We start from the raw sequence: 25,964 nt of genomic DNA on the forward strand, positions 1-25,964 counted from the left end.
GTCTAGAACAGCGGCAGACGGTCGTCCTGAATCAGGATCTCCAGCTTGTCGGAGACGTCCTGCGTCCACGCGCGGTGTCCTGTCAAAGCTGCCGGGAAGAGTCCGGGAAGGGTGAAAAGAGCCGCCGAAATCGCCAGGCCGGTGCGCGGGACATCGGCGATGAGAGCGGCGATTTCGCCTGCACGGGGATCGCGCAGTTCATAGCGCTCGCCATTGCCGTGCTCGCCGATCGCATAGCGCATCCATGCCGCAACGGCGATCGCATAGGTCTCCGCCTTGTCGCCATGCGCCAGTGCTTCGGTTGCCGGTTCCAGCAGCCGCTGCGGCAGTTTCTGCGTGCCGTCCATGGCAATCTGATAGGTGCGATGCGCGATCGCCTTGTTTGCAAAGCGCGCTATCAATTCGCTGGCATAGTCATCGAGGTCGATGCCGGGAACCGCATCGAGCGTTCTTGCGGCCGCATGCATGTGGCGGTAGGCAAGGGCCGCCAGGCCGGCATCATCCATCACGTCGCGGATGAATTCATAGCCACCGATATAACCGAGATAGGCGAGCAGCGAATGCGCGCCGTTCAGCATCCGGAGCTTCATCTTCTCATAGGCCGAAACATCCGTGACCATCAAGGCGCCGGCCTTCTCCCAGGCCGGCCGGCCATTGGCGAAATGATCTTCGATCACCCATTGCGTGAAGGGTTCGGTCTCGATCGCCGCCAGATCCTGCCGTCCGGTCAGCCGTTCGGCATCCTGGTAGGTCGCCTCGGTGCTCGCCGGCGTGATGCGGTCGACCATGGTCGAGGGGAAGGGCACATTTGCCTCGATCCATTGACGAAGTGAGGGGTCGACGCGTTCGGCGAAATCGAGAACCAGTCGTTTCAGAACGGCGCCGTTGCTCGGAAGATTGTCGCAGCTGAGCGGTGTGAAGGGGGCGATGCCCTTCGCCCGACGCCGGGAAAGTCCCTCGACCAGATAGCCGATGACGCCGCGCGGCGCATGGCGGTTGGCAAGGTCGGCCGCCACATCGGCATGGTTGAGGTCGAGCCCGCCCGTCGCGGTATCCATGCCATAGGCCTTTTCCGTCACCGTCAGGCTGACGATGCGGATCGCCGGATCTTCCAGCCGATCGAGCAGTCCTGCCGGATCACGTGTCGCCACATGTGCCCGCAGAATGGGGCCGATCACCTGCGCTACCGTGCCCGACGTATCGCGGATCAGCATCGTATAGAGGCCGTTCTGCTCGTTGAGGTGATCGGCGACATCGGCAGTACGCAGGCTCGCCACCTCGATGCCCCAGTCTCCGCCGCTTGTCGCAAGTGCGGCATCGGTAAACGGCGCGAAATGCGCGCGGAAGAAAGCGCCCGGCCCGAGATGCAGGATGCCGCTTTTCAGCTGGTTACGGTCATAGGCGGGAAGCTTCGCCGTCGGGGCGAGGCCGGAAAGGGTCTGCAGTCGTTCGCTCACAGCTTGTAGGCCTTCTTCGCATTGCCATAGGAGAGCTCGCCGGCAACGATCTCGGCTTCCCGCTTGGAAATCCGGTGCTCGGCGGCGAGCTGGGCGAGGAAACGGCAGACTTCGCGGCGCCAGACGTCATGCCGGGCCGGAATCGAAAGCAGCGCACGCGTATCGTCGTTGAAACCCGCCATATTGGCAAAGCCCGCCGTCTCGACGACTTGGTCGAGGTAGCGCCGGATGCCGTTCGGGCTGTCGTGGAACCACCAGGGCGGGCCGATCATCAGGCAGGGCCAATGGCCGACCATTGGCGCCATCTCGCGCGCATAGGTCGTCTCGTCGAGCGTGAAGAGCAGCACGCGCAGCCCCGGCGCATGGCCGTATCTGGAAAGCAGCGCATTCAAGCCGCCGACCCAGTCGGTGCTTGTCGGGATATCGGCGCCCATATTGGGGCCTCGGGTCGAGAAAAGTCCGCGGTCGGTGTTGCGTCTGGAGCCGGCATGGATCTGCATCACCATGCCGTCCTCAGCCGAAAGCCCGGCCATCTCGGTCATCATCTGGCCACGGAAGAGCTCGGCCTCCCCGGCCGAAAGCGGTCCCTTCAGCGCCTTCTCGAGCAACGCCTGCTTTTCCGCAAGCGGCAGATCTGATGTAAAGGCTGTGGGCACGCCGTGATCGGTCGCGGTGGCGCCGAACTGGCGGAAATAGGCGCGTCGGCGCCGATGCGCCTCGATCAGACCGTCCCAGCGCGTCACGTCGGTGCCGGTGATCTCTCCGAACTTGACGAGATTGTCGCGGAAGCCGACGGCGTCGGGATCGGTGACACTGTCCGGCCTGTAGGTGGTGCGCACCTTGCCGATCCATCCGTCGGCCGCCATCTTCTGGTGATGCGCCAGAGGATCGAGCGCCCCATCCGTCGTCGCGATCGTTTCGATGCCGAATCGCTGATGCAGCGCCCGCGGGCGGAATTCGGGAAGGGCAAGCTGGGCATTGATATGATCGTAGAGCGCATCGGCATTGTCGGCCGTCAGCGGCTCCGTGCAGCCGAGTACGGCCGACATGGCGTGGTCGACCCAGAGGCTCGAAGGCGTTCCGCGGAACAGATGATAGTGTGCGGCAAATGTCCGCCAGATCGCCCGCCCCTCAGCCACCGGCTTGCCGTCGAGCCGCGGCACGCCGAGTTCGTCCAAAGTGACGCCGACGCTGTGCAGCATGCGGAAGAGATAGTGATCGGGAATGACCAGCAGCGAGGCCGCGTCTTCAAAGGGCTTGTCGTCGGCGAACCAGGAAGGTTCGGTATGCCCGTGCGGACTGACGATCGGAAGATTGCGCACTGTCTCGTAGAGGTCTCGCGCGATGGTCCGTGTTGCCGGATCAGCCGGAAAAAGCCGGTCCGGATGAAGAAAGCCGTTTCCTGCATCCATCAGTATTCCTCCCTGATGGATAAGGGCCTACCCCACAACACCAGGCGCGGCAAGGTCTTTTAGTAACCAAACGGTACAGTTTTGCGCATGGCTGCACTGGGCATGGAAAGCATTGACGCGGCGACCTATTTCCGCTTTGCAGAACCATCTGTTCTGCCGGTTTCGGCAAAGGAGGGTCTAGAGCCTTTCCGGGTTAGATTGTAGCATTCTGTTGGCTCAAACGGAGTCGGATGGTCGACCCGCCGGCGCGCGTCGCAGCCAAGCTCTACGGCCAAGCCGGCCGGTCGATCAGCCGGCCCGTTTCAGCCAACCCTCCCGCAGATTTGCATGGCAAATCTGCAAGACTTAAAATCGCAGGGCGCACCCATTGCTTCGCATGGCGAAGCAGTGCGGCCGGTGGGCCGGGCATCTTTCCGCCAGGGCAAAGGCGATCGGCTCGGACGTACCAAGAGGTATGCCCTTCGCCAATCGCCTTTGCCCTGACAAAAATCTGCTCCGGCAGAATCCTGCAATCTAACCCGGAAAGGCTCTAATGTCCGACGAGACGAACCGCATCACCCAACTGGAAGAAATGCTGGCCCACCAGGCAAAGACGATCGAAGAGCTTTCCGATCAGCTCGCCGAGCAATGGAAGACGGTCGAACAGATGCGCACCAAGCTCGACCGGCTGACCGAACGCTTCCTGTCGCTCGAGGAGCAGTCACTGGAGGCGCCTGGCATCACCCGCCCGCCGCATTATTGACGACACGCGGCGCAATGCCGCGTGCCTGTCTCATTAGGATGGTGAATCAGACGCCGCCGATGCAGAGATATTTCATTTCCAGATAGTCGTCGGCGCCGTGCCGCGAGCCTTCGCGGCCGAGGCCGGATTGCTTGATGCCGCCGAAGGGTGCCGTCTCGGATGACATCAGGCCGGTATTGATGCCGATCATGCCGTATTCCAGCGCTTCCGCCACCCGCCAGACCTTTTTCAGATCGCCGGCGTAGAAATAGGCGGCGAGGCCGAACTCCGTGTCGTTAGCCTGTTGAATGACATCCTCGACCGTGTCGAAGCGAAAGAGCGGCGCCACCGGCCCGAAGGTCTCCTCGCGCGCCACCTTCATGCCGCGCGCAACGCCGGTCAGCACCGTCGGCGTGAAGAAGGTGCCGGCGCCGTCGATGCGCTTGCCGCCGGTCAGCACCTTGGCGCCCTTGGCGAGCGCGTCGCTGACATGATCTTCCACCTTGGCAAGGCCTTGTTCGTCGATCAGCGGCCCGATCACGACACCCGGCTTGAAGCCATCGCCGACCGACATCTCGGCGACCTTTGCGGCCAGCTTGGCGGCGAAGGCGTCATAGACGTTCGACTGGACATAGAGACGGTTGGCACAGACGCAGGTCTGGCCGGCATTGCGGTATTTGGAGGCGATCGCGCCTTCGACGGCAGCGTCGAGATCGGCATCGTCAAAGACGATGAAGGGCGCGTTGCCGCCGAGCTCCAGGCTCACCTTCTTGATCTGGTCGGCGCACTGCCGCATCAGGATGCGGCCGACCTCCGTCGAACCGGTGAAGCTGATCTTGCGCACCTTTTCGTTGCCGCAGAGCTCGCGGCCGATTGCCGGGCCGTCGACACCGACGATGACGTTGAAGACGCCGGCCGGAATGCCGGCCTGCTCGGCGAGTACGGCAAGTGCTATCGCCGTCAGCGGCGTCTGTTCGGCGGGCTTCGAGACCACGGTGCAGCCGACGGCAAGCGCCGGGGCGATCTTGCGGGTGATCATCGCCGCCGGGAAATTCCACGGCGTGATGGTGCCGACGACGCCGACCGGCTGCCTGATGACGATCATTCGTTTATCATCGGAAGGCGCGGGGATCGTCTCGCCATAGATGCGTTTGGCTTCTTCCGCATACCATTCGATATAGGCCGCGGCGTAGAGGATCTCGCCGCGCGCTTCCGGGAACGGCTTGCCCATTTCGGCGGTCAGGATTGCGGCGAGTTCATCGGCATGGGCAACCATCAGGTCGAACCATTTGCGCAGGATCGCGCTGCGCTCCTTGGCCGGACGAGCCGCCCAGGCCGGCTGGGCGGCATGAGCCGCATCGATCGCCGCCCGCGTCTCGGCCGCACCCATATCGGGCAGCGAGGCGAGTAGCTCGCCGGTTGCCGGGTTCAGGACGTCGAATGTCCGAGTGGCATCGCCTGATGTCCAGACCCCGTCGATATAGCCGGCATCGCGCAGCAGCGGCGAGGAGAAGGGAACGTGCTTGGTCAGTGCGTTGGTGAAAGCCATGTGATATCCTGCTTGGGAGTGCGGCTGCCGGTTGCCGGCAGCCCGCTGAAATCCGGGTTCGGTGCGGTCACTTGCCCGCGCTCGCCTCCAGCATTGAGGCTTCGAGAATATCGAGCGCTTCGCCAAGGATCTCGTCCTGGATGGTGATCGGTGCGAGGAAGCGGATGACGTTTCCGTGGGTGCCGCAGGTGAGCAGGATCAGGCCCTTGTCGAGCGCGATCAGCCGCACCCGGTTGGCGAATTCCGCGCTCGGCAGTCCCGTCGTCCGGTCGTTGAATTCGACCGCATTCATGAAGCCCGGCCCGCGGATGTCGACGATCTCCGGCACCGTCTCGCGCAACGATTCCAGCCGCTGCTTCAGCCGCCCGCCGAGCTGGTTGGCCCGGTTGCAGAGACCCTCGTCGACAATGACGTCGAGCACGGCATGGGCGGCCGCGATACCGAGCGGATTGCCGCCATAGGTGCCGCCGAGCCCGCCCGGTCCCGGCGCATCCATGATTTCGGCGCGGCCGGTGACGGCGGCGAGCGGAAAGCCGCCGGCCAGGCTCTTTGCCATCGTTGTCAGGTCAGGCGCCACCTCGTGGTGATCCATTGCGAACATCCTGCCGGTGCGGGCAAAACCGGTCTGCACCTCGTCGGCGATCAGCAGGATGCCGTGCTGGTCGCAGAGCTCGCGCAGCGCCTTCATGAAGGCGGCGGGGGCCGCATAGAAGCCGCCTTCGCCCTGCACCGGCTCGATGATGATGGCGGCGACGCGCTGCGGATCGACATCGGCGGCGAAGAGCTTCTTCAACGCCGCCAGCGACTGATCGGCGGTGACGCCGTGCAGCTCGATCGGGAAGGGAACGTGGAACACATCGCCCGGCATCGCGCCGAAACCGACCTTGTAGGGCACGACCTTGCCGGTCAGCGCCATGCCCATGAAGGTGCGGCCATGGAAGCCGCCGCCAAAGGCGATGACGGCCGAACGGCCGGTTGCGGCGCGCGCGATCTTGACGGCGTTCTCGACCGCTTCGGCGCCTGTCGTCACGAAGATCGTCTTCTTCTCGAAGTCGCCGGGCACCAGCACGTTCAGCCGTTCGGCCAGATGGACGTAGCTTTCATAGGGCACCACCTGATGGCAGGTATGGGTGAAGCGGTCGAGCTGATCCTTGACCGCTGCGATGACCCGGGGATGGCGGTGGCCGGTGTTGAGAACGGCGATGCCGGCGGCGAAATCGATGTAACGGCGGCCCTCCTTGTCCCAGATCTCCGCATTCTCTGCGCGATCCGCATAAATCTGTGTCGTCATGCCGACGCCGCGTGAAATAGCAGCGTTCTTCCGGTCCGTAAGGTTGATCGCGTTCATCGATGCGCTCCTGCGCTGAAAAGGGGCTTCAGAACTATCTTGCATAAGTTCTGCAAGATGTGTAGAAATTTCCTACATTTTTCCTGCAAGAAATCAAGCGGCATTTTTTGCTTCAAACATCACGCTTTTTGATGAAGGCTCTGGGGCGATTGGAATCGGGGATACTTTCGGATGAACGATAATGGGCCTGTGCGCTACAAGGTGGCGGAAGCCGCGCGGCTGGCGGGCGTTTCGGCCTCGACGCTGCGCCTCTGGGAAAGCCAGGGTCTGGTGGTTCCCGGCCGTTCGGAAACCGGCCATCGGCAATACAGCGCCGACGATGTGGCGCGGTTGAAGCGCATCTCCTGGTATCGTGTCGAGCGTGGTCTCAATCCCGCGGCAATCCGCGAGGCGTTGGAGAGCGAGGAGCCCTCCGCCGATAGCACCGAGGCGAGCCAGGACAACGGCCTCGGCCGCAAGCTGCGCAGCCTGCGCCATGCGAGCGGCAAGACGCTCGATCAGGTGGCCGGCGACATCGGCGTCACCTCGTCGACGCTCTCGACGCTGGAGCGCACCTCGCAGGGCGTCAGTTTCAAGACGCTGCATGATCTTGCCGAATATTACGGCACCACCGTCTCCCGCCTTTCCGGCGAAGAAAGCGGGGACGTGCCGGTGCTGGTGCGCGCCGGCGAATGGCGCAAGTGGCCGGAAACAACGCCGGGTGTCACGGTGCAGCTCCTTGCCGAAGGCCGCAGGATGATGGATTGCCATCGTTTCGTGCTGGCGCCGGGTGCTGCCAGCGAAGGCGCCTATCGCCACGAGGGCGAGGAATTCATGCATGTTCTGTCCGGCCGGCTCGAACTGGTGCTCGACAGCGATCAATTCTTCGATCTCGGGCCTGGCGATTCACTTTATTTCGAAAGCCGCCGCGACCATTCCTGGCGCAATCGCCACGATGGCGAAACCGTGCTTCTCTGGATCAACACGCCGCCGACATTCTGAGCCGCCAGCACGATGCGGAGATTAAGAGAGGTAGAGCGTCCTATATCCGTCCGAGAGGACGCACGGCACTCTAACGGCAGGAAAGCGGTTTCGCATTCTGCGCCTTTGCGCTATAGCGCTGCTGCATAATTCCTTAAATCGGAATCGATTTGAGGATAAAATTATGCAGCCATTCAAAGTGCTACTGCGTCCTTTGCGGCTCTCGAAAAGACGCGCGGCACTGTAGGGGATGCATTCGAACGAAAGATAGTCTCATGGCGGCGACCATACGTTTTCACGAAGGCGATATTTCCGCGGCCGATGCCGCCCGCTACACCGGCGCGATAGCAATCGACACCGAAACGCTCGGCCTGGTGCCGCGCCGCGATCGGCTCTGCGTCGTCCAGCTTTCGCCGGGTGACGGCACCGCCGATATCATCCGCATCGCCGCCGGCCAGAAGCAGGCGCCCAATCTTGCCGCCCTGCTCGAAGACCCCACCCATCAGAAGATCTTTCATTACGGCCGCTTCGATATTGCCGTGCTCTTCCATACTTTCGGCGTCACGACGACCCCGGTTTTCTGCACCAAGATCGCCTCGCGCCTGATCCGGACTTATACTGATCGTCACGGCCTCAAGGATAATCTCAAGGAGATGCTCGACGTCGATGTCTCCAAGGCGCAGCAATCTTCCGATTGGGCGGCCGAGACGCTGTCTCCGGCCCAGCTCGAATATGCCGCGTCCGACGTGCTTTATCTGCATGCGTTGCGCGATAAGCTGACGGAACGCCTGATTCGCGACGGCCGCTACGATCATGCGACGGCCTGCTTCGAATTCCTGCCGACCCGCGCCAAGCTCGACCTGCTCGGCTGGGAAGAGGCCGATATCTTCGCCCACAGCTGAGCGAATTGCTTTCATTCTGCGTTTGCTAATAACCGTGCGGCAGACTTGTCCGCGGCCGTTAGCGATTCATTAACGCCTGTTTATTAACATTCCTGTTAATTTTTATGCATTCGATGACGCCGAAACTGCGTCATGCGGACTGGAGGACTGCTGGGATGCAAGGGGGCCGGATGAGCGCGGTCCTTTTCTAGAGCCTGCTTTCATCGTCACTTTACGAAAGGAGCATGCCATGTTGACTCCCGTTCGTGCAGCGTCCAATGCAAGCTTTTCGTCCCAGAGTCAGACAGCGGCGATCGTCGCCAGCGGTCTCGGCCACTCCGTCATTGCACCCCCGCCTGTCAACGCCGTCGAAGCCGCAGACCTCAATTCCGCCATTGCCGGCAAGCTCAATATTCTGCTCCTTGCGGCGCGCGAGCGCATGGTCGAAGCCCTTTTCGATGTCATCGATGCGGCAGGCCGCTCGATCTCGCTGGATCGTGGCGAGGACGAGAGCAATCTTGCCTTCACCTCTCGGCTGGCCGATGCCATCCGGCAGCTGCCAACCGCTGGGATCGACGAGGTTGAGCGCCAGCTCACCGAGCAGGGGCATAGCGTGCCGCTCCGGACGATCGCCGAGGCCCTGAAGAACCCGACAGGCCCTGAAGCCGCCCGCATCGTCGCCTATCTGGAAATCGTCCGCTACAAGGATCGCGACCTCGCCGCCCGCGCCGTCGTCCGCTCCTATGGCCAGAATGACGCTTCGCCGATGCGCGCCGAAGCTCGCCCCGAGATCCGGCTGCATGAGGACAGCCTGCCTGCCGCCATGCGCCAGCCGGTAGACAAGGTGCCCGCGCCGGCCGATTCGCTGATCGAGGCCGCAGCTCTGACGACCACCGAGGACGCGCTTATCGCCGAAGCCGTGGACGCTGCCGATCCGGAAACGCCGCATGCTGAAAACCGGGCTCAGCCCACCCCGGCGACGGCAAGCGAGGTCGCCCCGGAAATGTCTGCGTCGAAGGAGATCGAAACCCGGCAAGCCTCGTCGACGGAAGCCGCAGCGGCCGACGATACGCAGGAAACGCCGGAGCCGCCTGCCATCCAACCCCACGCGACGTCGGAAAAGGTCGATCCTGTCATTCCCAGGAACTGGGCAGGAATCGTTGCCTCCATGACCGAAGAAGTCTCCGAGCTGATCGCCACGATCATCCGCGAGCAAGACGTCGAAACCGTGCTGGAGGATGTTGCCGTCGAGGCGGCCGTGGAGATTGATGCGATCCTCGACGACGCCGTCATCAGCGATGCGACCGAGACCTTGAGGCAGCCGGCCGAATTCACAGCACCCGATCCCCGCCAATCGACAGCACTCCGCCCACCGCAGATGGATATTGAGGCGGCGGCGGCAGCCCGTCAGCCGAAAGAAATCTCCGCGCAACCGCAGATGATGCCGATACCCGAGACGGCCGAGGCTTCCTATGTGCCGCTGGCGGCAAAGATGCCGGAGGGCCTTGCCTATAGCCAGCTACCCTACCAATTCGCCAAGGATACGCCATCGAACGAGAAGGCGGGCGAAACGCACCACCAGCATCAGCACCACCGCGACGACGCGTCCGAGGATCAGCAGCAGGCACAGTCCGGTGGCGAGGATGCCGAGCCCGATGCCGAAACGACCGACGCGGCACCCGAGCGGAGGACGCCGAGGATGATTGATACCGAACCGTCGGCCTATCAGCCCGGCCGCCCGGCCGACGACCCGGTCTATGCGCTCTATCAGCGCATGGTCGGCTGGGAATAACACTTTGATCGCCTGAAAATGAAGACCCCGCCGGATCGCTCCGGCGGGTTCTTCAATTCAAAGGCGGATGCGAGGCTTATTCGCCGCCGCGGTTCTTCAGGGCTGCGCCCAGGATGTCGCCGAGCGAAGCGCCGCTGTCGGACGAACCGAACTGGGCAACGGCTTCCTTCTCTTCCGCAATCTCCAGAGCCTTGATGGACAGCATGATCTTGCGGTCCTTCTTGGAGAAGTTGGTGACGCGGGCGTCGAAGACCTGGCCGACCGAGAAGCGCTCAGGGCGCTGTTCGTCGCGGTCGCGGGCGAGGTCGGCGCGACGGATGAAGGAAGTGATGTCTTCGTGGTTGACGAGCTTTACTTCGACACCGCCGTCGTTGACTGCGATGACTTCGCAGGAGACGACTGCATTCTTGCGCAGGTCGCCAGAAGCAGCGGCGTCGCCGACTGCATCCTTGCCGAGCTGCTTGATGCCGAGCGAGATGCGTTCCTTCTCGACATCGACGTCGAGAACGACGGCCTTGACGACGTCACCCTTGTTGAACTCCTCGATGACCTGTTCGCCCGGACGGTTCCAGTCGAGGTCGGAGAGGTGCACCATGCCGTCGACATCGCCGTCGAGGCCGATGAACAGGCCGAATTCGGTCTTGTTCTTGACTTCGCCTTCGACTTCAGTGCCGGCCGGATGGCTGCGGGCGAATGCTGCCCACGGGTTTTCCAGCGTCTGCTTGAGGCCGAGCGAAATACGGCGCTTGGACGGATCGACTTCGAGAACGACGACTTCGACTTCCTGGCTCGTGGACAGGATCTTGCCGGGGTGAACGTTCTTCTTGGTCCAGGACATTTCCGAGATGTGGATCAGGCCTTCGATGCCTGGCTCCAGCTCGACGAATGCACCGTAGTCGGTGATATTCGTAACGGTACCGGAAATCTTCTTGCCTTCCGGATACTTGGCCTGGATGCCATCCCACGGATCGCTCTCGAGCTGCTTCATGCCGAGCGAGATACGGTGGGTTTCCTGGTTGATGCGGATGATCTGAACCTTGACCTGCTGGCCGATGTTCAGGATTTCCGACGGATGGTTCACACGGCGCCATGCCATGTCGGTGACGTGCAGCAGGCCGTCGATGCCGCCGAGGTCAACGAACGCACCGTAATCGGTGATGTTCTTGACGACGCCGTCAACAACCTGGCCTTCTTCGAGGTTCTGAACGATTTCAGAACGCTGCTCGGCACGGGATTCTTCCAGAACCGTACGGCGCGAAACCACGATGTTGCCGCGGCGCTTGTCCATCTTGAGGATTTCGAAGGGCTGCGGATTGTGCATCAGTGGGGTCACGTCGCGGATCGGGCGAATATCGACCTGAGAACGCGGCAGGAAGGCGATCGCACCGTCGAGGTCGACCGTGAAGCCGCCCTTGACCTGGTTGAAGATCACGCCTTCGACGCGCTCGCCAGCTTCGAACTTGGCTTCGAGCTTGACCCAGCTTTCTTCGCGGCGAGCCTTCTCGCGCGACAGAACGGCTTCGCCAAGCGCGTTTTCGATGCGCTCGACATAAACTTCGACTTCGTCGCCGACCTTCAACAGGCCGTCCTTGGCGCGCGCGCCGAATTCCTTGAGCGCGATGCGGCCTTCAACCTTCAGGCCGACGTCGACAACGGCGACGTCCTTCTCGATGCCCGTGACGATGCCCTTGGTGACATAGCCTTCGGCCAGGTCGTTCTTGGCAAAGGACTCTTCGAGAAGAGCCGCGAAATCCTCGCGGGAGGGGGTAGCTACTGACATAAAATCTCCTGCGTGTCCTGAAACGGAAGCGGACACGTATGCGCCGGTTGGTTTGCGTTGAACGGGCCTGAACCCAGTCCGCCCTCTCACGAAGGCAATCCGGCGCTTGGACGGAATTTCAGGCTTGCTATATTAGAAGCGATCCATGCTCAGAGCACGCAAAATCGCTTGGATTTAGGCATTTCGGCTCAAGACCGCATCGATGATCGATTGAGCAGCTTGAAACGCGGCCTCTATACTCATTTCCGACGTATCAAGCAAGTGCGCATCGACCGCTGGTTTCAAAGGGCTGTCGGCCCGTCCCATGTCGCGTTCGTCGCGCCGCTTGACGTCCTCGAAGATCGCATCGAAATCTGCCGCAGCGCCCTTGCCGAGGATCTCGTCATAACGGCGCCTTGCGCGAACTTCCGGCGACGCCGTTACATAGAGTTTCACCGGCGCATCCGGGCAGACGACGGTGCCGATATCGCGCCCGTCGAGCACGGTTCCAGGCGCTTTCGCCGAAAACCGCCGTTGCGCCTCGACCAGAGCCCGGCGCACCGCCGGCATGACGGCAATCTTCGAGGCGGCTTCGCCGATCTCATGTTTGGAAAGTATATCGCGATCCAATCCAGCGAGTTCAACCTCTCTTGCGATCTTTTCCGCCACCGCCTCGTCGTCGAGCGGCAGGCCGGCATCGAGCAGCGCCTTGGCCGTGGCGCGATAGGTCAGGCCGGTATCCAGATGATGGAAGCCGTATTGGTCGGCGATGCGGCGTGAAAGCGTGCCCTTGCCGGCTGCCGCCGGGCCATCGATGGCGACAATGAAGGTCTTGTTTGTCATCAAATCAATCCTGCGGCACCGCGCCGAAACAACGAATGAGTTTGTCTTCGCGGAATTGCCGCGGCGGGTACATCATTCCGGCACCTCCTCGATCTTTGCTCCAAGGCCGGTCATCAGCTGCATGAATTCGGGAAAGCTGGTCGCGATCATCGCCGCGTCGTCGATCGTGACAGGATGCTCCGAGGCAAGCCCCATGACAAGGAAGCTCATGGCGATGCGATGGTCGAGATGTGTGCTGACCTTGTCGCCGGCAGCGTTGCCGAGGCCCTTGCCGTCAGGCCGGCCGCGCACGATGAGAAAATCCTCGCCTTCGTCGCAATCCACCCCATTGAGTTTCAGTCCGTCGGCCACAGCGGAAAGACGGTCGGACTCCTTGACGCGCAATTCCTCAAGCCCCTTCATGACGGTGACGCCCTCAGCGAAACAGGCGGCGACGGCGAGAATAGGATATTCGTCGATCATCGACGGAGCGCGATCTTCGGGAACGGTCACGCCCTTGAGCTCGGAATGGCGCACGCGCAGATCCGCCACGTCCTCGCCGCCGGCTAGACGCGCATTCAGCACCTCGATATCAGCCCCCATCTCCTGCAGCGTCAGGATCAGCCCGGTACGGGTCGGGTTCATCAGCACGTTGACGATGGTGATGTCGGAGCCGGGGACAAGCAGCGCTGCAACCAGCGGGAAGGCGGTGGAAGAAGGATCACCGGGAATGTCGATCACCTGGCCCGCCAGCTTGCCCCGGCCTTCGAGCCGGATCGTGCGGACGCCCTCCTCGTCCGTCTCGACGGAAAGGGCGGCGCCGAAACCCTGCAGCATCTTTTCGGTATGGTCGCGCGTCATCACCGGCTCGATGACCGTGGTGACACCCGGCGTATTGAGGCCGGCAAGCAGCACGGCCGATTTCACCTGGGCGGATGCCATCGGCACCCGATAGCGGATCGGGCTCGGCGTTCCCGGGCCTCTGAGCGTCACCGGCAGCCTGTCGCCCTCGGAGGCGCTGACCTGCACGCCCATTTCGCGCAGCGGATTGAGCACGCGGCCCATCGGCCGTTTCGAAAGCGAGGCGTCGCCGATGAAGGTGGAGCGAAAGTCGTACGTGCCGACGAGGCCCATGGTCAGCCGCACGCCGGTGCCGGCATTGCCGAAGTCGAGCGGCGCGTCAGGTGCAAGCAGCGCACCGTTGCCGGTGCCCTCGATCAGCCATTGTTCGCCCACCTTGCGGATTCTGGCGCCCATTGCCTGCATTGCGCGGCCGGTATTGATCACGTCCTCGCCTTCGAGCAGGCCCGTGATCCGGGTTTCGCCGGAAGCAAGCCCGCCGAACATGAAGGAACGATGCGAGATCGACTTGTCGCCCGGAATACGCACGCTGCCCGTAAGACCGGCGGATTTGCGGGCGGTGGCGGGCCTGGGCGCAGAGCCGTGCAACATGCGTAATCCTTTGCAAATGCAGTCTATTTTTGCCACAAGACAGGCTTGGCCGGTCGCAATTCCCGTCCGCTTCTGCAGCTGTTGCGGCTCGTTAACACAAACGCGCCGGGCGGTCATCCGTCGGCTTGCCAAAAACCCCGGGCTCCGATCGCAAAGTTTGGCTTTGACATGGGAAGCCACAGCGATTAAGGGGACCGGCTTATAAATTCCGATGGAACGCCGGCTTGATCGGCATTTGCCGAATCTCTTATTCGGTCATTCACACGAGGCTTATAGTGGCGAAAGCGGAACTTGGAACCAAGCGTACCGATCCGGAAACCGGCAAGAAGTTTTATGATCTGAACCGGGATCCGATCGTTTCTCCTTATACCGGCAAGTCCTATCCTCTGTCCTTTTTCGAAGAAACCTCGGCCATCGCCGAAGTTGCCGAAGAAGACGAGGTCGCGGAAGTCGATACTGAAAACACCGAAGTCGAACTGGTTTCGCTGGAAGATGCCGATGAAGCCGCCGGCGGCGACGACATTCCCGATATCGGCGATGACGATGTTGAAATCGAAGGCGACGACGACGACGATACCTTCCTCACACCGGACGAAGACGACGACGATGACGACATGAGCGACATCATCGGCGTGACCGGCGACGACGACGAAGTCTGACGACTGCATTTCGGCCCGGCGAGGAAAAAATTCTCCGGGCCGCATTTTTTTAGGCTTGCTATCTCTGAAAACCGGAAGTAATAAGCCGCCACTCCGCAGGGCACGCCTTGAGGAGTATCCCAGGACCGGCCTCGAGCCGGACCACCCTGATGGGGCTATAGCTCAGCTGGGAGAGCGCTTGCATGGCATGCAAGAGGTCAGCGGTTCGATCCCGCTTAGCTCCACCACGCTTCGCCCTTACGGGCTTCGCGTGGCACCGCCGCGAGAAACCGTTAGGCCGAAGCAGTGCCCGGCATAGCCCGAAGGGCGACGACGGGCTGAAACGCTGATGTGGTATGTTTATATTCTCCGCAGCGTTGATTTTCCCGATCAGGAATATACCGGGTCTACCGCAGATCTCAAACAGCGGCTTGCGGCTCACAATGCCGGAAAATCCACCCACACTGCCAAATTCGTACCATGGAATTTGCTCTGGTATTGTGCCTTTCCCGACAAGCACAAAGCCCTTGAATTCGAAAAATATCTGAAATCGCATTCTGGCAGGGCTTTTGCCAGCAAGAGATTAGTCTAGCTTGATTGGGATCCCGGTCGCCTGACCAATTAAAAGACCGATTCCGATTAGGCACCGCATGCTGCCGTGCGAAAACCGAACGGCTAATTTGTGCGGATATGCTTGGCACATTCGCAAATAAAAGACTCTCACCTCCCCGACCGCAACTCCCGGCAGGCCGCCTGCGCAGCCCGCCGGCGCCTTGCGCTCACATCTCGACGATAACAGCCGTCACCCGCCTGACCACCGGCAGCACCAATAGCAGGACGGGAAAGGCGATCGCCCAGGAGAGCGCCCATGCGGAGGGCCACATGGCAAGTGCAGGCGCAGTCAGGCCTTGTGCTCTCACGATGCTGATCGCTGAGACGACTGAGGTCATCAACAGCGAGAGGATAAGCGGCATGACGATCGTATTGTAACGTTTGGGGAGTTTGCCTTTGGGCATTTTGATCTCCGTAAGGTGCCGATCAGACAATTGCGCAGCGCCGATCGGCGGGTTGCGCGTTGATTGACGTAAACGCTTACGGAGCTTCGATCTGAAGCAACGCCGTTTCTATGGCCGAAAATGTGTTGCCATTCAAGTCCGCCCCCATCCGCTTCCGATCGCCTTTGCCAATTCCTCAATGAGAGGATGTATGTTCGTTGCTGGAATCTCAGCGATTCGGCTCCAGGACCCTCAGCCAATGACCAGATCAAGACGCCGTCGCATCATCCGGACCCGACGAACCCTGACCGGGCTCGCCCTCGTCGGCTCGATCTCGTTTCTGGCTGGCATGACCGATGCGACCGGTCTTCTGCTGACCGGCGATTTCGTCTCCTTCATGACAGGCAACACGACGCGGGCGGCACTGGCCTTGAGTGAGGGCAATCTTTATCACGCGGCGGTCCTGATCTCCGCCATCGTCGTTTTCGTGCTCGGCAACGCGGCTGGGGTCGTCATCGCTCATGTCTCCGAGCGCCGCATCTTCGTGGTGCTCGGCTGCGTCGGTCTCGTCATGGCGCTCGCCTCGATGATGACGGTGCAGAACATGCTGTTCGCGCGGTTCTACATGATCGTTTTTTCCATGGGCATGGTGAACGCTGCCGTCGAACACATCGAAGGCCTGCCGATCGGCCTAACCTATGTGACCGGCGCCCTGTCGCGCTTCGGCCGCGGCATCGGCCGCTGGATCATCGGCGACCGCCATATCGAATGGACGATCCAGATTGTGCCCTGGGGCGGCATGGTGCTTGGCGCGATCGTCGGCGCCGTCCTGACGCGGCTGACGGGCGCGCATGCACTGTGGCTGGTCTCCCTCTTCGCCATGGTGCTTGCACTTGCTGCCATGCTCATCCCGCGGCCGCTTCAGCGGCGCTTCAACCAGAAGATCGCGCCACATCGATCGACCACTGCACGCGTGAAATAGAACCGTCGCATTCCTGTTACCGTCGAATCGGATAGAAAGGACCGCCGCCAATCCCCAAGGAGTGGGTCTTGTTCCTGATTTCGAAGCTTGTCTGGATTTTCGCTCAGCCGCTGTCGGTGGCATTCTTCCTCGTCTTCTTTGCCCTGCTTGCCGGTCTTCTGCGCTGGCGTACCTTAAGTATCCTCGGCGCAACGGGTGCGGCCCTCATCCTTTTCGTCGCGCTCTACACCACGGCCGGCAACCTTCTGATGCAGGGTCTCGAGCAGCGCTTCGCAAAGCCCGCCGCTGATCCGGGTAGCCTGCAATGCATGATCGTGCTCGGCGGCGCCTTCGAAAATGAGGTGAACACGGCGCGCCACGGCATAGAATTCAACGGCGGGGCCGACCGCTTCATCGAAGCCTTGCGGCTTGCGCAGAAATTTCCGCAGTCGCGCATTCTGGTATCGGGCGGCGACGGCTCCATTTCGGGCATCTACGAAGGCGATGCGGCGGCATCCGAGCGCTTCTTCCCGCTCTTCGGCGTTGGCAGGGATCGCCTGATCGAAGAGAGGCAATCGCGCACGACCTTTGAAAACGCCGTTAACACCAAGGAATTCCTGGCAAGCCAGGGGCTTTCCAATTGCCTGCTGATCACGTCGGGTTTCCACATGCCGCGGTCCGTCGGCATCTTCCGCAAGCTCGGCATCGATATCGTCCCCTGGCCGACCGATTATCGCACCGATGGCCAGGTGAGGCTCGGGCTCGATTTCACCCAGCCGAACCTCAACGCGCAGAACCTGGCGACGGCGATCCGCGAATGGTACGGCCTGGTGGGATATTATCTCGCCGGTCGCACGTCGGAACTTTATCCGCAATAGAGCGCCGCGCGTCCAGCAGGACGCGCCAAGGACGCTCTATCACTTTGAATTTGCGAATGACTCGAAAATCGATTCCGATTTCGGGTCATGCGCTGAGCTATTTCTTCGAGATGGTGACGAATTTCGTGCCGCGGACGCGGGCCGTCACGATGCAGGGATCACCTTCGGTGCGGTCGCAGAAACGCGGATGCATCTTCATCGCCAGCACCATGTTGCCGAAGCGCTGGACGAAATCGTAGCCATAGATCTGCGCCGTCGCGATCATGAAATAACCGCCCTCGGCAACCTGCAGGTAGAAATTATAGGTGCAGCCATCGTCATTGCATTGCGGCCCCTTCTGCCCGTCACAGGTCAGCTGGCCCTCGTTGACCACGGCGTCGATCAGGCCGTCATTGTTGATGTCCTGCCGGATGATGAAGCCGTCGGCAAATTCCGCCGTCTTGCACTGCTCCTGGAAGTGTTTCTTCTCGTAGATCTCAGGATCGGAAATCAGCGATTGCTGGCCGAAGGCGACAGCCGGCATGACAAGCAGCAGGACGATATTCAGAACGGCGAGCACCAGCGTTTTCACGGCTTTCCTCTTTTGGATAAAGGCTCTGTAGCCCAATGCATGTCGTCCAAAAGTGTGCAGCGGTTTTGGGACAACGACATGCATCAAATAAAGACCTTCGCTTTATGACGCCGCCGCCTTGCGCCGCCCTTGCCGCCGTGGTTCTTTCCCGAGAACAGGTAGAGCATGATGTCATCCGAAAACCGTTGACACTTTTCGGCATCATGCTCTGAAACTTCTGCCGGTTCCGAGGTTCGCATGTCCTTGCTCGTCTATCTCGATTATGCCGGCATTGCGCTGTTTGCCGCGACGGGCGCGCTCGCCGCCTCGCGCAAGCAGCTGGACCTGATCGGTTTTCTGTTTTTCGCCATGGTGACGGGAACGGGCGGCGGCACGGTGCGCGATATCGTGCTCGGCCGCGTGCCGGTCTTCTGGGTTCTGAACCCGGCCTATATCCTCGTCTGCTGCGTCATGGGCGTCATCGTTTTCTTCACCGCCCACCTGCTGGAATCGCGCTATCGCCTGCTGATCTGGCTAGATGCGATCGGCCTTGCCGCCTATTGCGTGATCGGCGCCGCCAAGGGCCTCGCCGCCACCGGCTCGCCGACCATCGCGATCGTCACCGGCACGCTGACGGCGACGTTTGGCGGCATCCTGCGCGATCTGATGGCAAACGAGCCTTCGGTGTTGTTGAGGCCGGAAATCTACGTGACCGCAGCCCTCATCGGCGCCGGCGTCTTCACGCTCGCCAATGCGCTCGGAATGCAGCTCTATCTGGCGTCTGCCTGCGGCGTCGTGGCGGCCTTTGCGGTGCGCGGTGGAGCCCTGTGGTTCGGCTGGACCTTCCCGACCTACAGGCACAAGCCTGGCCGGCATCCGGACGATGTCATGTGAAGCCTAATGCATGTCGCCCAAAAGTCCGCTGGGACACCGACATGCATAAAAAAAAGATCTAAAGGGCGTCGCATGAGGCCGATCCGGCGCGGCTCTAGAGGCGTCGTCAGCCCTGCTTCGCGCGCAGGCGGATCACCACGTCGACATGGGCGATCTCCATGCCTTCAGGCGKTTCAGGCAGATTGGCGATCGTCAGGTTGCTGACGGGAATGTCGAGCACCTCGTTTTCGCCTTCGACGAAGAAATGGTGATGGTCGGAAACATTGGTGTCGAAATAGGTCTTGGCGCTCTCGACGGCGAGAACCCGGATGAGACCGGCTTCCGTGAACTGATGCAGCGTGTTGTAGACGGTTGCCAACGACACTGGCACGCCGGCGGCAACAGCCTCCTCATGCAGTTCCTCGACGGTCAAATGCCGGTCGCCCTTGGCAAACAGGAGGTCGCCTAGCGCGACACGCTGGCGAGTAGGGCGCAAGCCCGCACCGCGCAGCCTTACCTCTATTGCGATCGGGAGTGCACCCGTCATCAAAACCAACTCCGGTTATTCTGGCATAAAGCAATCATGTTTCTTTAAGGGGTATAACTTTTGCATCGGAGCCTTTCAATAGTTCAATGGGGACAGGAGCCTGATAAACGCGGCAAAAACGGGCTTTTGACGCAAATAGGTCTGGTCCCGGCCCTAGCCTTCCTGTATGCGACCACCAAATAATGGCGCAAGCCTGGTCCGGGGAGATGAATGAAGCTGCCTTGCTTGTGCTTCATTTTCTGAAGAACTTGGACTACACGTTCACATCCATCGGCTTGATGCGGGGGGAAAAGAAACTTTATGACGACCAGACAGTCCAGCTTCTCGTATGAAGAACTCATTGCTTGCGCACATGGCGAGCTGTTCGGCCCCGGCAATGCGCAGCTGCCCCTGCCGCCTATGCTGATGGTTCACCGCATCACGGATATTTCCGAAACGGGCGGCACCTTCGATAAGGGCTACCTCCGGGCCGAATATGACGTTCGCCCCGACGACTGGTATTTTCCCTGCCATTTCGAAGGCAATCCGATCATGCCGGGCTGCCTCGGTCTCGACGGCATGTGGCAGTTGACCGGTTTCTTTCTGGGTTGGCTCGGCGAGGCAGGCCGTGGCATGGCGCTTTCAACAGGCGAAGTGAAATTCAAGGGCATGGTCCGGCCACAGACGAAGCTGATCGAATATGGAATCGACTTCAAGCGTGTCATGCGCGGTCGTCTGGTCCTCGGCACCGCCGACGGCTGGCTGAAGGCGGACGGCGAGACCATATACCAGGCGGCCGACCTTCGCGTCGGTCTATCGAAAGAAAAGACGGCCTGAAACCGCATTTCGAGCGGCTGACGAAAACAACAAAGGTTTGATCAGATGAGACGGGTAGTTGTCACAGGTCTGGGTGTCGTGTCCTCGATCGGAAACGACGCGGCCGAAGTCACCGAATCCTTGCGGCAGGCAAAGTCGGGTATCTCCTTTTCGAGCGATTTCGCCGAACATGGATTCAGGTGCCAGGTTTGGGGCAGCCCGAAGCTCGGTTCGGCGGAACTTGCCGAACTGGTCGACCGCCGCGCCATGCGCTTCCTGTCGCAGGGCGGTGCCTGGAACCATGTCGCCATGAAGCAGGCGATTGCCGATTCCGGTCTCGAGGACAAGGACATCGGCAACAACGAGCGCACCGGTATCATCATGGGCTCCGGCGGCCCGTCCACCCGCACCCTCATCGAGGCTGCCGAGATCACCGTGAAGAACAACAGCCCGAAGCGTATCGGCCCCTTCGCCGTGCCGAAGGCGATGTCCTCGACCGCATCGGCCACACTCGCCACCTGGTTCAAGATCCACGGCGTCAATTATTCGATCTCGTCGGCCTGCTCGACGTCGGCGCATTGCATCGGCAACGCCGCCGAGATGATCCAGTGGGGCAAGCAGGACGTGATGTTCGCTGGCGGCCACGAGGACCTCGACTGGACGATGTCCAATCTCTTCGACGCCATGGGCGCCATGTCCTCCAAATATAACGACACGCCGGACAGCGCTTCGCGCGCCTATGACGTCAACCGCGACGGTTTCGTCATCGCCGGCGGCGCCGGCGTGCTGGTGCTCGAGGAGCTGGAGCGTGCCAAGGCCCGCGGTGCAAAGATCTATGCCGAAATCGTCGGCTACGGCGCAACCTCGGACGGCTACGACATGGTTGCCCCCTCGGGCGAGGGCGCTATCCGCTGCATGCGCCAGGCGCTCGCCACCGTCAAAGGTGACGTCGACTATATCAACACCCACGGCACGTCGACGCCGGTCGGCGACAGCAAGGAAATCGGCGCCATCCGCGAGGTATTCGGCTCGAAGATTCCGCATGTCCAGTCGACCAAGTCGCTGACCGGCCATTCGCTTGGCGCTGCCGGCGTGCAGGAATCGATCTATTCCCTGCTGATGATGCAGCAAGGCTTCATTGGCGAAAGCGCTCATATCACCGAGCTTGATCCCGAATTCGAAGGTGTCCCGATCGTCCGCAAGCGCATCGACGACGCCAAGATCGATATTGCCCTCTCCAATTCCTTCGGCTTCGGCGGCACCAACGCCACGCTCGTCTTCCAGCGCTATAACGGATAATAATATGACGGGAATCATGCAGGGTAAGCGCGGGCTCATCATGGGCGTCGCCAACAACCACTCGATCGCCTGGGGGATTTCAAAAGCTCTCGCCGCACAGGGTGCGGAACTCGCCTTCACCTATCAGGGCGATGCGCTCGGCAAGCGCGTCAAGCCGCTTGCTGCCGAGGTCAGCTCGGATTTCGTGCTGCCCTGCGACGTCGAGGACACCGCCTCGGTCGATGCCGTGGTCGACGCGATCAAGGAGCGCTGGGGCAAACTAGATTTCATCGTCCATGCCATCGGCTTTTCCGACAAGAATGAGCTCAAGGGTCTCTACGCCGATACGACGCGTGAGAATTTCAGCCGCACAATGGTCATTTCCTGTTTCTCCTTCACCGAGATCGCCAAGCGCTGCGCTCCGTTGATGGAAGATGGCGGTGCGATGCTGACGCTGACCTACAATGGCTCGACGCGCGTCATCCCGAATTACAACGTCATGGGGGTTGCCAAGGCAGCGCTTGAGGCTTCGGTGCGCTATCTCGCCGCCGACTACGGCCCGCGCGGCATCCGCGTCAATGCCATTTCCGCCGGCCCGATCCGCACGCTTGCCGGCGCCGGCATCTCGGATGCGCGCGCGATCCTCTCCTGGAACCAGCGCAATGCACCGCTGCGCAAGACTGTGACCATCGATCAGGTCGGCAACTCGGCTCTCTACCTGCTCTCCGACCTTTCCTCCGGCGTCACCGGCGAAATCCACTTCGTCGACGCCGGCTTCAACGTCACCTCCATGCCGACGCTGGAAACGCTGCGCAAAGCGGACGTCGAATAGACATTATTCGATCGAAACTCAAAGGCCGTGCGCAGATGATGCGCACGGCCTTTTTCTATCGATAAGAATGATCGGATCGAGGCTGCTTGAGCCCTATTTCTTCGCCCACAGCACCTTGAAGCGGGCGTTGCGGCAGGTTTCCCCGCTTTCCCTGAAATTCGCCGCCAGAACCGGTTCGTAAGGCAGGCCGCGATTGGCGACGAGCATCAGGCGGCCGCCGCCGCGAAGGGCGGATGCGGCAGTCTTGATCATTGCCTGGCCGAGTGCCGGCTCGGCTGCGTGCCCCTCATGGAAGGGCGGGTTCATGATGACGAGATCGTATTTGTCCTTGACCGGCTCACCCGCCAGATCGTGCCAGTAGAAGCGCGCAGGCGCGTTCGGGCAGTTCTCCGCCAGATTATCCCTGGCAGCCCCCAGAGCCGCGTGATCGGCCTCGTAGAGGTCGAGGCGCGTCAGTCCACGCGACTTCTGGGCCAGCTCGACGGAGAGATAGCCCCATCCGGCGCCAAAATCCGCAACGTCGCCGGTGAAATCCTGCGGTAGGCGCGAGGCCAGCAGTTCCGATCCGGCATCGATGCGGTCATGCGAGAACATGCCGGCGGTTGCATTGAAACGGCCGTCGACACGCACCGGCGCCTTTGCCAGCTTGGAGACAATCTCATCGGCATCCGCCGGCCGGCCGAACCAGAAGGCGACGCCGTGATATTTCGGCATATGATCGACTGCGAGATTGAAACCTTCCATCCGCTTGCGCAGCGGCTGGATGCCGTCTTCCTTCGCGCCGGCAACGACGATCAGGCCGCCGAGCCGCGTGCGGGCGATAGCGGCAGCAAGATTGGCCTCGTTCTCACCCTTGTGCTTGGTGCACAGCACCAGAGCCGCATCGTAGTCCTCGCCGTCGATCTCCGGCTTCGCTTCGATGCGCTGCGCCAGCAGCTGCCGATAGAGCGGCCGGAAGCCCTGGACGGCGCTGAGCGAGGCGGCAAAGCCTTCCGGCAGCGCAAAGCCTGCCTCGGCGCCGAGGAAGAGCACGCGCTCGCCCTCGCCGGGTGCCTCGACTGTGCCGCTGGCAAAGGGATGGAACAGGGTCTTCAGCGTCTCGCTGCTCATGGGCCTCGTCTCGTCTTAAAGCATGTCGCGCAAAAGTGTTCAGCGGTGTTGCGATCACGACATGCGCAAAACCAAGGCCCTAAAGTGTGACAAGCGAATCTGAAAGATCGCGCCACGCTTTAGGATACAAAAAAGGGCGCGGAAGCATTCCCGCGCCCGATATTAAATTTGGAAGGCGGCTTATTCGGCCGCTTCTTCTTTCTTCTTCTCGTTCGGGATTTCCTGGCCGGTGGCCTGGTCGACGACCTTCATCGACAGGCGAACCTTGCCGCGTTCGTCGAAGCCGAGCAGCTTGACCCAGACCTTGTCGCCTTCCTTGACGACGTCCTGCGTCTTGGCAACACGCTCGGAAGCGAGCTGCGAGATGTGGACGAGACCGTCGCGGGCGCCGAAGAAGTTGACGAAGGCGCCGAAGTCGGCGGTCTTGACGACCGTGCCTTCGTAGACCTGGCCAATCTCAGGCTCGGCGACGATCGAGTGGATCCACTTGCGGGCCGCTTCGATCTCCTTGCCGGAGGACGAAGCGATCTTGACGGTGCCGTCGTCCTCGATGTTGATCTTCGCGCCGGTCTTTTCGACGATTTCGCGAATGACCTTGCCGCCGGAGCCGATGACTTCGCGGATCTTGTCGACCGGGATGTTCATGACTTCGATGCGCGGGGCGAATTCACCCAGCTGGCCGCGGCTTTCGGTAATGGCCTTGGACATTTCGCCGAGGATGTGAGCGCGACCGCCTTGGGCCTGGCCAAGGGCGACCTTCATGATCTCTTCGGTGATACCGGCGATCTTGATGTCCATCTGCAGCGAGGTGATGCCGTCGGCGGTACCGGCGACCTTGAAGTCCATGTCGCCGAGGTGGTCTTCGTCACCGAGAATGTCGGAGAGGACAGCGAAGCGATCGCCTTCCAGGATCAGACCCATGGCGATACCGGCCACCGGCTTTGCCAGCGGAACGCCGGCGTCCATCAGAGCGAGCGAGGTACCGCAGACCGTTGCCATCGAGGACGAGCCATTCGACTCGGTGATCTCGGAGACGACGCGCAGCGTGTAGGGGAACTGCTCGACGGTCGGCAGCATCGGACGGATCGCGCGCCATGCGAGCTTGCCGTGGCCGATTTCGCGGCGACCCGGGGAGCCCATGCGGCCGGTCTCGCCAACCGAGTAGGGAGGGAAGTTGTAATGGAGCAGGAAGCGCTCCTTGTACATGCCCGTCAGGCTGTCGACATACTGCTCATCTTCGCCGGTGCCGAGCGTGGCAACGACGATCGCCTGCGTTTCACCGCGGGTGAACAGCGCCGAACCGTGCGTACGCGGCAGAAGACCGACTTCCGAAACGATCGGACGAACGGTTTCGAGGTCGCGGCCGTCGATGCGGCTCTTGGTGTCGAGAATGTTCCAGCGGACGATCTTTGCCTGCAGGTGCTTGAAGATCGCGCCGACTTCTTCGGCCGTGTACCTGGCGTCGCCTTCCTCGGGGAGGAAGTGTGCCTTCACCTTCGCCTTGACGGCGTCGACGGCGGCGTAGCGGTCGGCCTTCTGGGTGATCTTGTAGGCTTCGCGAAGTTCACCTTCGGCAAGGCCGAGCATCTCGCTTTCGAGAGCGGAGTAGTCTTCCGGCTGGAAGTCGCGCGGCTCCTTGGCGGCAACTTCGGCGAGCTTGATGATCGCGTCGAGAACCGGCTGGAAGCCCTTGTGGCCGAACATGACGGCACCGAGCATGACGTCTTCGTTGAGTTCCTTGGCTTCGGATTCCACCATCAGCACGGCGTCGTAGGTGCCGGCGACGACGAGGTCGAGGCTCGATTCGTCCATCTCGTCGAGATGCGGGTTGAGAACGTATTCACCGTTGATGTAGCCGACGCGCGCACCGCCGACCGGGCCCATGAAGGGAACGCCGGACAGCGTCAGCGCTGCCGAGGTGGCAACCATCGACAGCACGTCGGGATTGTTTTCAAGGTCGTGCTGGATGACGGTGACGACGACCTGCGTGTCGTTCTTGTAGCCTTCCGGGAAGAGCGGGCGGATCGGGCGGTCGATCAGGCGGGAAACGAGGGTCTCGTTCTCGCTCGGGCGGCCTTCGCGCTTGAAATAGCCGCCGGGGATCTTGCCGGCAGCGTAGGTCTTTTCCTGGTAGTTGACGGTGAGCGGAAAGAAGTCCTGGCCGGGCTTCGGCGACTTGGCCGAGACGACGGTGGCGAGAACGACGGTTTCGCCGTAGGTGGCGAGAACCGCGCCGTCGGCCTGACGGGCGATCTTGCCGGTTTCGAGCTTCAGCGGGCGGCCGGCCCACTCGATTTCCACTGTGTGTGTATCAAACATCTCTTGTCCTTCGATGCGGGAGCACGCGCCATCGC

Annotated in this window: 25 protein-coding genes and 1 tRNA gene; 13 read left to right on the plus strand and 13 right to left on the minus strand. The window is 61.4% G+C overall.

All coding sequences use genetic code 11. The features are described from left to right. Positions 1-2: 2 nt before the first annotated feature. Together AC1D2N_RS09765 and uxaC are read right to left on the minus strand one after the other, a co-directional pair. Positions 3-1,457: a mannitol dehydrogenase family protein gene (locus AC1D2N_RS09765; RefSeq protein WP_130653367.1), complete on the minus strand. Its 1,455-nt coding sequence runs from the start codon at positions 1,455-1,457 to the stop codon at positions 3-5. Continuing rightward, the gene (gene uxaC, locus AC1D2N_RS09770) at positions 1,454-2,869 is read right to left on the minus strand and encodes a glucuronate isomerase (protein ID WP_018244236.1); all 1,416 of its coding nucleotides are present in this window, start codon (positions 2,867-2,869) and stop codon (positions 1,454-1,456) included. Before uxaC ends, AC1D2N_RS09765 begins: the two co-directional genes overlap by 4 nt. Before the next feature lie 532 nt (positions 2,870-3,401). On the opposite strand from uxaC, the gene AC1D2N_RS09775 reads away from it, so the two are divergent. Continuing rightward, complete coding sequence (locus AC1D2N_RS09775; RefSeq protein WP_012759624.1) at positions 3,402-3,611, plus strand: SlyX family protein; 210 nt, start codon at positions 3,402-3,404, stop codon at positions 3,609-3,611. 46 nt (positions 3,612-3,657) lie between these two features. Here AC1D2N_RS09775 and AC1D2N_RS09780 read toward each other — a convergent pair whose 3' ends face one another. Next, the gene (locus tag AC1D2N_RS09780) at positions 3,658-5,139 is read right to left on the minus strand and encodes an NAD-dependent succinate-semialdehyde dehydrogenase (protein ID WP_130653368.1); all 1,482 of its coding nucleotides are present in this window, start codon (positions 5,137-5,139) and stop codon (positions 3,658-3,660) included. A gap of 67 nt (positions 5,140-5,206) precedes the next feature. Next, on the minus strand, positions 5,207-6,487 hold the full coding sequence (locus AC1D2N_RS09785) for a 4-aminobutyrate--2-oxoglutarate transaminase (protein WP_130653369.1): 1,281 nt from the start codon (positions 6,485-6,487) through the stop codon (positions 5,207-5,209). 171 nt (positions 6,488-6,658) lie between these two features. Between AC1D2N_RS09785 and AC1D2N_RS09790 the strand changes: the two genes are divergently transcribed. The 3 genes from AC1D2N_RS09790 (at position 6,659) to AC1D2N_RS09800 (ending at position 10,120) form a co-directional block, all read left to right on the plus strand. Beyond that, positions 6,659-7,468, plus strand: coding sequence for a MerR family transcriptional regulator (locus AC1D2N_RS09790; protein ID WP_130653370.1), 810 nt, complete (start codon positions 6,659-6,661; stop codon positions 7,466-7,468). Between the two features lie 254 nt (positions 7,469-7,722). Further along, positions 7,723-8,349, plus strand: a complete 627-nt coding sequence (locus AC1D2N_RS09795; RefSeq protein ID WP_018448042.1) for a ribonuclease D — start codon at positions 7,723-7,725, stop codon at positions 8,347-8,349. A 229-nt stretch (positions 8,350-8,578) separates the two neighbouring features. Next, positions 8,579-10,120, plus strand: a complete 1,542-nt coding sequence (locus AC1D2N_RS09800) for a hypothetical protein (protein WP_130653371.1) — start codon at positions 8,579-8,581, stop codon at positions 10,118-10,120. Between the two features lie 76 nt (positions 10,121-10,196). On the opposite strand, the gene rpsA is transcribed toward AC1D2N_RS09800, so the two are convergent. The 3 genes from rpsA to aroA all read right to left on the minus strand — a co-directional run bounded on the left by rpsA (position 10,197) and on the right by aroA (position 14,153). Further along, positions 10,197-11,900, minus strand: a complete 1,704-nt coding sequence (gene rpsA, locus AC1D2N_RS09805; RefSeq protein WP_003544285.1) for a 30S ribosomal protein S1 — start codon at positions 11,898-11,900, stop codon at positions 10,197-10,199. A 174-nt stretch (positions 11,901-12,074) separates the two neighbouring features. Then, positions 12,075-12,722: a (d)CMP kinase gene (cmk, locus tag AC1D2N_RS09810; RefSeq protein WP_130653373.1), complete on the minus strand. Its 648-nt coding sequence runs from the start codon at positions 12,720-12,722 to the stop codon at positions 12,075-12,077. A 72-nt stretch (positions 12,723-12,794) separates the two neighbouring features. Then, positions 12,795-14,153, minus strand: coding sequence for a 3-phosphoshikimate 1-carboxyvinyltransferase (aroA, locus tag AC1D2N_RS09815; RefSeq protein WP_130653374.1), 1,359 nt, complete (start codon positions 14,151-14,153; stop codon positions 12,795-12,797). A gap of 275 nt (positions 14,154-14,428) precedes the next feature. Here aroA and AC1D2N_RS09820 point away from each other — a divergent pair, with 275 nt between their 5' ends. From AC1D2N_RS09820 to AC1D2N_RS09830, 3 genes are all read left to right on the plus strand, one after another. Further along, positions 14,429-14,812, plus strand: a complete 384-nt coding sequence (locus tag AC1D2N_RS09820; RefSeq protein ID WP_003544290.1) for a TIGR02300 family protein — start codon at positions 14,429-14,431, stop codon at positions 14,810-14,812. A gap of 151 nt (positions 14,813-14,963) precedes the next feature. Further along, positions 14,964-15,039: transfer RNA gene (locus AC1D2N_RS09825), tRNA-Ala, on the plus strand. Between the two features lie 101 nt (positions 15,040-15,140). Further along, positions 15,141-15,383: a GIY-YIG nuclease family protein gene (locus AC1D2N_RS09830; RefSeq protein WP_018244245.1), complete on the plus strand. Its 243-nt coding sequence runs from the start codon at positions 15,141-15,143 to the stop codon at positions 15,381-15,383. 187 nt (positions 15,384-15,570) lie between these two features. On the opposite strand, the gene AC1D2N_RS09835 is transcribed toward AC1D2N_RS09830, so the two are convergent. Further along, positions 15,571-15,807 (minus strand): DUF2798 domain-containing protein, encoded by a 237-nt coding sequence (locus tag AC1D2N_RS09835; RefSeq protein WP_065276732.1) that lies wholly within the window; start codon positions 15,805-15,807, stop codon positions 15,571-15,573. A gap of 238 nt (positions 15,808-16,045) precedes the next feature. On the opposite strand from AC1D2N_RS09835, the gene AC1D2N_RS09840 reads away from it, so the two are divergent. Together AC1D2N_RS09840 and AC1D2N_RS09845 are read left to right on the plus strand one after the other, a co-directional pair. Further along, complete coding sequence (locus tag AC1D2N_RS09840) at positions 16,046-16,768, plus strand: YoaK family protein (protein WP_130653375.1); 723 nt, start codon at positions 16,046-16,048, stop codon at positions 16,766-16,768. A gap of 68 nt (positions 16,769-16,836) precedes the next feature. Further along, complete coding sequence (locus AC1D2N_RS09845) at positions 16,837-17,625, plus strand: YdcF family protein (RefSeq protein WP_130653376.1); 789 nt, start codon at positions 16,837-16,839, stop codon at positions 17,623-17,625. 97 nt (positions 17,626-17,722) lie between these two features. Here the strand turns inward: AC1D2N_RS09845 and AC1D2N_RS09850 are convergent, their stop codons facing one another. Both AC1D2N_RS09850 and AC1D2N_RS09855 read right to left on the minus strand, forming a co-directional pair. Then, positions 17,723-18,196 (minus strand): hypothetical protein, encoded by a 474-nt coding sequence (locus AC1D2N_RS09850; RefSeq protein WP_018448035.1) that lies wholly within the window; start codon positions 18,194-18,196, stop codon positions 17,723-17,725. An 83-nt stretch (positions 18,197-18,279) separates the two neighbouring features. After that, complete coding sequence (locus tag AC1D2N_RS09855; RefSeq protein ID WP_018244250.1) at positions 18,280-18,435, minus strand: hypothetical protein; 156 nt, start codon at positions 18,433-18,435, stop codon at positions 18,280-18,282. Here AC1D2N_RS09855 and AC1D2N_RS09860 point away from each other — a divergent pair. Beyond that, positions 18,434-19,069: a trimeric intracellular cation channel family protein gene (locus tag AC1D2N_RS09860; RefSeq protein WP_018244251.1), complete on the plus strand. Its 636-nt coding sequence runs from the start codon at positions 18,434-18,436 to the stop codon at positions 19,067-19,069. The genes AC1D2N_RS09855 and AC1D2N_RS09860 overlap by 2 nt on opposite strands. A gap of 106 nt (positions 19,070-19,175) precedes the next feature. Here the strand turns inward: AC1D2N_RS09860 and irrA are convergent, their stop codons facing one another. After that, positions 19,176-19,595, minus strand: coding sequence for an iron response transcriptional regulator IrrA (gene irrA, locus AC1D2N_RS09865; protein ID WP_477981189.1), 420 nt, complete (start codon positions 19,593-19,595; stop codon positions 19,176-19,178). A 300-nt stretch (positions 19,596-19,895) separates the two neighbouring features. Between irrA and fabA the strand changes: the two genes are divergently transcribed. The 3 genes from fabA to fabI are packed head-to-tail and all read left to right on the plus strand — an operon-like array spanning position 19,896 to position 22,500. Beyond that, complete coding sequence (fabA, locus tag AC1D2N_RS09870) at positions 19,896-20,411, plus strand: 3-hydroxyacyl-[acyl-carrier-protein] dehydratase FabA (RefSeq protein WP_018244253.1); 516 nt, start codon at positions 19,896-19,898, stop codon at positions 20,409-20,411. A 45-nt stretch (positions 20,412-20,456) separates the two neighbouring features. Beyond that, the gene (gene fabB / locus AC1D2N_RS09875; RefSeq protein WP_130653377.1) at positions 20,457-21,689 is read left to right on the plus strand and encodes a beta-ketoacyl-ACP synthase I; all 1,233 of its coding nucleotides are present in this window, start codon (positions 20,457-20,459) and stop codon (positions 21,687-21,689) included. Between the two features lie 4 nt (positions 21,690-21,693). After that, complete coding sequence (fabI, locus tag AC1D2N_RS09880) at positions 21,694-22,500, plus strand: enoyl-ACP reductase FabI (RefSeq protein WP_018244255.1); 807 nt, start codon at positions 21,694-21,696, stop codon at positions 22,498-22,500. A 93-nt stretch (positions 22,501-22,593) separates the two neighbouring features. On the opposite strand, the gene AC1D2N_RS09885 is transcribed toward fabI, so the two are convergent. Both AC1D2N_RS09885 and pnp read right to left on the minus strand, forming a co-directional pair. Further along, a complete protein-coding gene (locus AC1D2N_RS09885; RefSeq protein WP_130653378.1) occupies positions 22,594-23,610 on the minus strand; it encodes a class I SAM-dependent methyltransferase in 1,017 nt (338 codons plus the stop codon). 180 nt (positions 23,611-23,790) lie between these two features. Next, complete coding sequence (gene pnp, locus AC1D2N_RS09890; RefSeq protein WP_026188572.1) at positions 23,791-25,929, minus strand: polyribonucleotide nucleotidyltransferase; 2,139 nt, start codon at positions 25,927-25,929, stop codon at positions 23,791-23,793. Positions 25,930-25,964: the final 35 nt, after the last annotated feature.

The organism is Rhizobium sp. P1_B8 (assembly GCF_056406515.1).

What these genes read in the sequence shown, in the direction of transcription:
- uxaC (WP_018244236.1), bottom strand. Translation starts at nt 2,869, where the DNA reads ATGGATGCAGGAAACGGCTTTCTTCATCCGGACCGGCTTTTTCCGGCT.
- AC1D2N_RS09775 (WP_012759624.1), top strand. Translation starts at nt 3,402, where the DNA reads ATGTCCGACGAGACGAACCGCATCACCCAACTGGAAGAAATGCTGGCC.
- AC1D2N_RS09780 (WP_130653368.1), bottom strand. Translation starts at nt 5,139, where the DNA reads ATGGCTTTCACCAACGCACTGACCAAGCACGTTCCCTTCTCCTCGCCG.
- AC1D2N_RS09785 (WP_130653369.1), bottom strand. Translation starts at nt 6,487, where the DNA reads ATGAACGCGATCAACCTTACGGACCGGAAGAACGCTGCTATTTCACGC.
- AC1D2N_RS09790 (WP_130653370.1), top strand. Translation starts at nt 6,659, where the DNA reads ATGAACGATAATGGGCCTGTGCGCTACAAGGTGGCGGAAGCCGCGCGG.
- AC1D2N_RS09795 (WP_018448042.1), top strand. Translation starts at nt 7,723, where the DNA reads ATGGCGGCGACCATACGTTTTCACGAAGGCGATATTTCCGCGGCCGAT.
- AC1D2N_RS09800 (WP_130653371.1), top strand. Translation starts at nt 8,579, where the DNA reads ATGTTGACTCCCGTTCGTGCAGCGTCCAATGCAAGCTTTTCGTCCCAG.
- rpsA (WP_003544285.1), bottom strand. Translation starts at nt 11,900, where the DNA reads ATGTCAGTAGCTACCCCCTCCCGCGAGGATTTCGCGGCTCTTCTCGAA.
- cmk (WP_130653373.1), bottom strand. Translation starts at nt 12,722, where the DNA reads ATGACAAACAAGACCTTCATTGTCGCCATCGATGGCCCGGCGGCAGCC.
- aroA (WP_130653374.1), bottom strand. Translation starts at nt 14,153, where the DNA reads ATGTTGCACGGCTCTGCGCCCAGGCCCGCCACCGCCCGCAAATCCGCC.
- AC1D2N_RS09830 (WP_018244245.1), top strand. Translation starts at nt 15,141, where the DNA reads ATGTGGTATGTTTATATTCTCCGCAGCGTTGATTTTCCCGATCAGGAA.
- AC1D2N_RS09835 (WP_065276732.1), bottom strand. Translation starts at nt 15,807, where the DNA reads ATGCCCAAAGGCAAACTCCCCAAACGTTACAATACGATCGTCATGCCG.
- AC1D2N_RS09840 (WP_130653375.1), top strand. Translation starts at nt 16,046, where the DNA reads ATGACCAGATCAAGACGCCGTCGCATCATCCGGACCCGACGAACCCTG.
- AC1D2N_RS09860 (WP_018244251.1), top strand. Translation starts at nt 18,434, where the DNA reads ATGTCCTTGCTCGTCTATCTCGATTATGCCGGCATTGCGCTGTTTGCC.
- AC1D2N_RS09855 (WP_018244250.1), bottom strand. Translation starts at nt 18,435, where the DNA reads ATGCGAACCTCGGAACCGGCAGAAGTTTCAGAGCATGATGCCGAAAAG.
- fabA (WP_018244253.1), top strand. Translation starts at nt 19,896, where the DNA reads ATGACGACCAGACAGTCCAGCTTCTCGTATGAAGAACTCATTGCTTGC.
- fabB (WP_130653377.1), top strand. Translation starts at nt 20,457, where the DNA reads ATGAGACGGGTAGTTGTCACAGGTCTGGGTGTCGTGTCCTCGATCGGA.
- fabI (WP_018244255.1), top strand. Translation starts at nt 21,694, where the DNA reads ATGACGGGAATCATGCAGGGTAAGCGCGGGCTCATCATGGGCGTCGCC.
- AC1D2N_RS09885 (WP_130653378.1), bottom strand. Translation starts at nt 23,610, where the DNA reads ATGAGCAGCGAGACGCTGAAGACCCTGTTCCATCCCTTTGCCAGCGGC.
- pnp (WP_026188572.1), bottom strand. Translation starts at nt 25,929, where the DNA reads ATGTTTGATACACACACAGTGGAAATCGAGTGGGCCGGCCGCCCGCTG.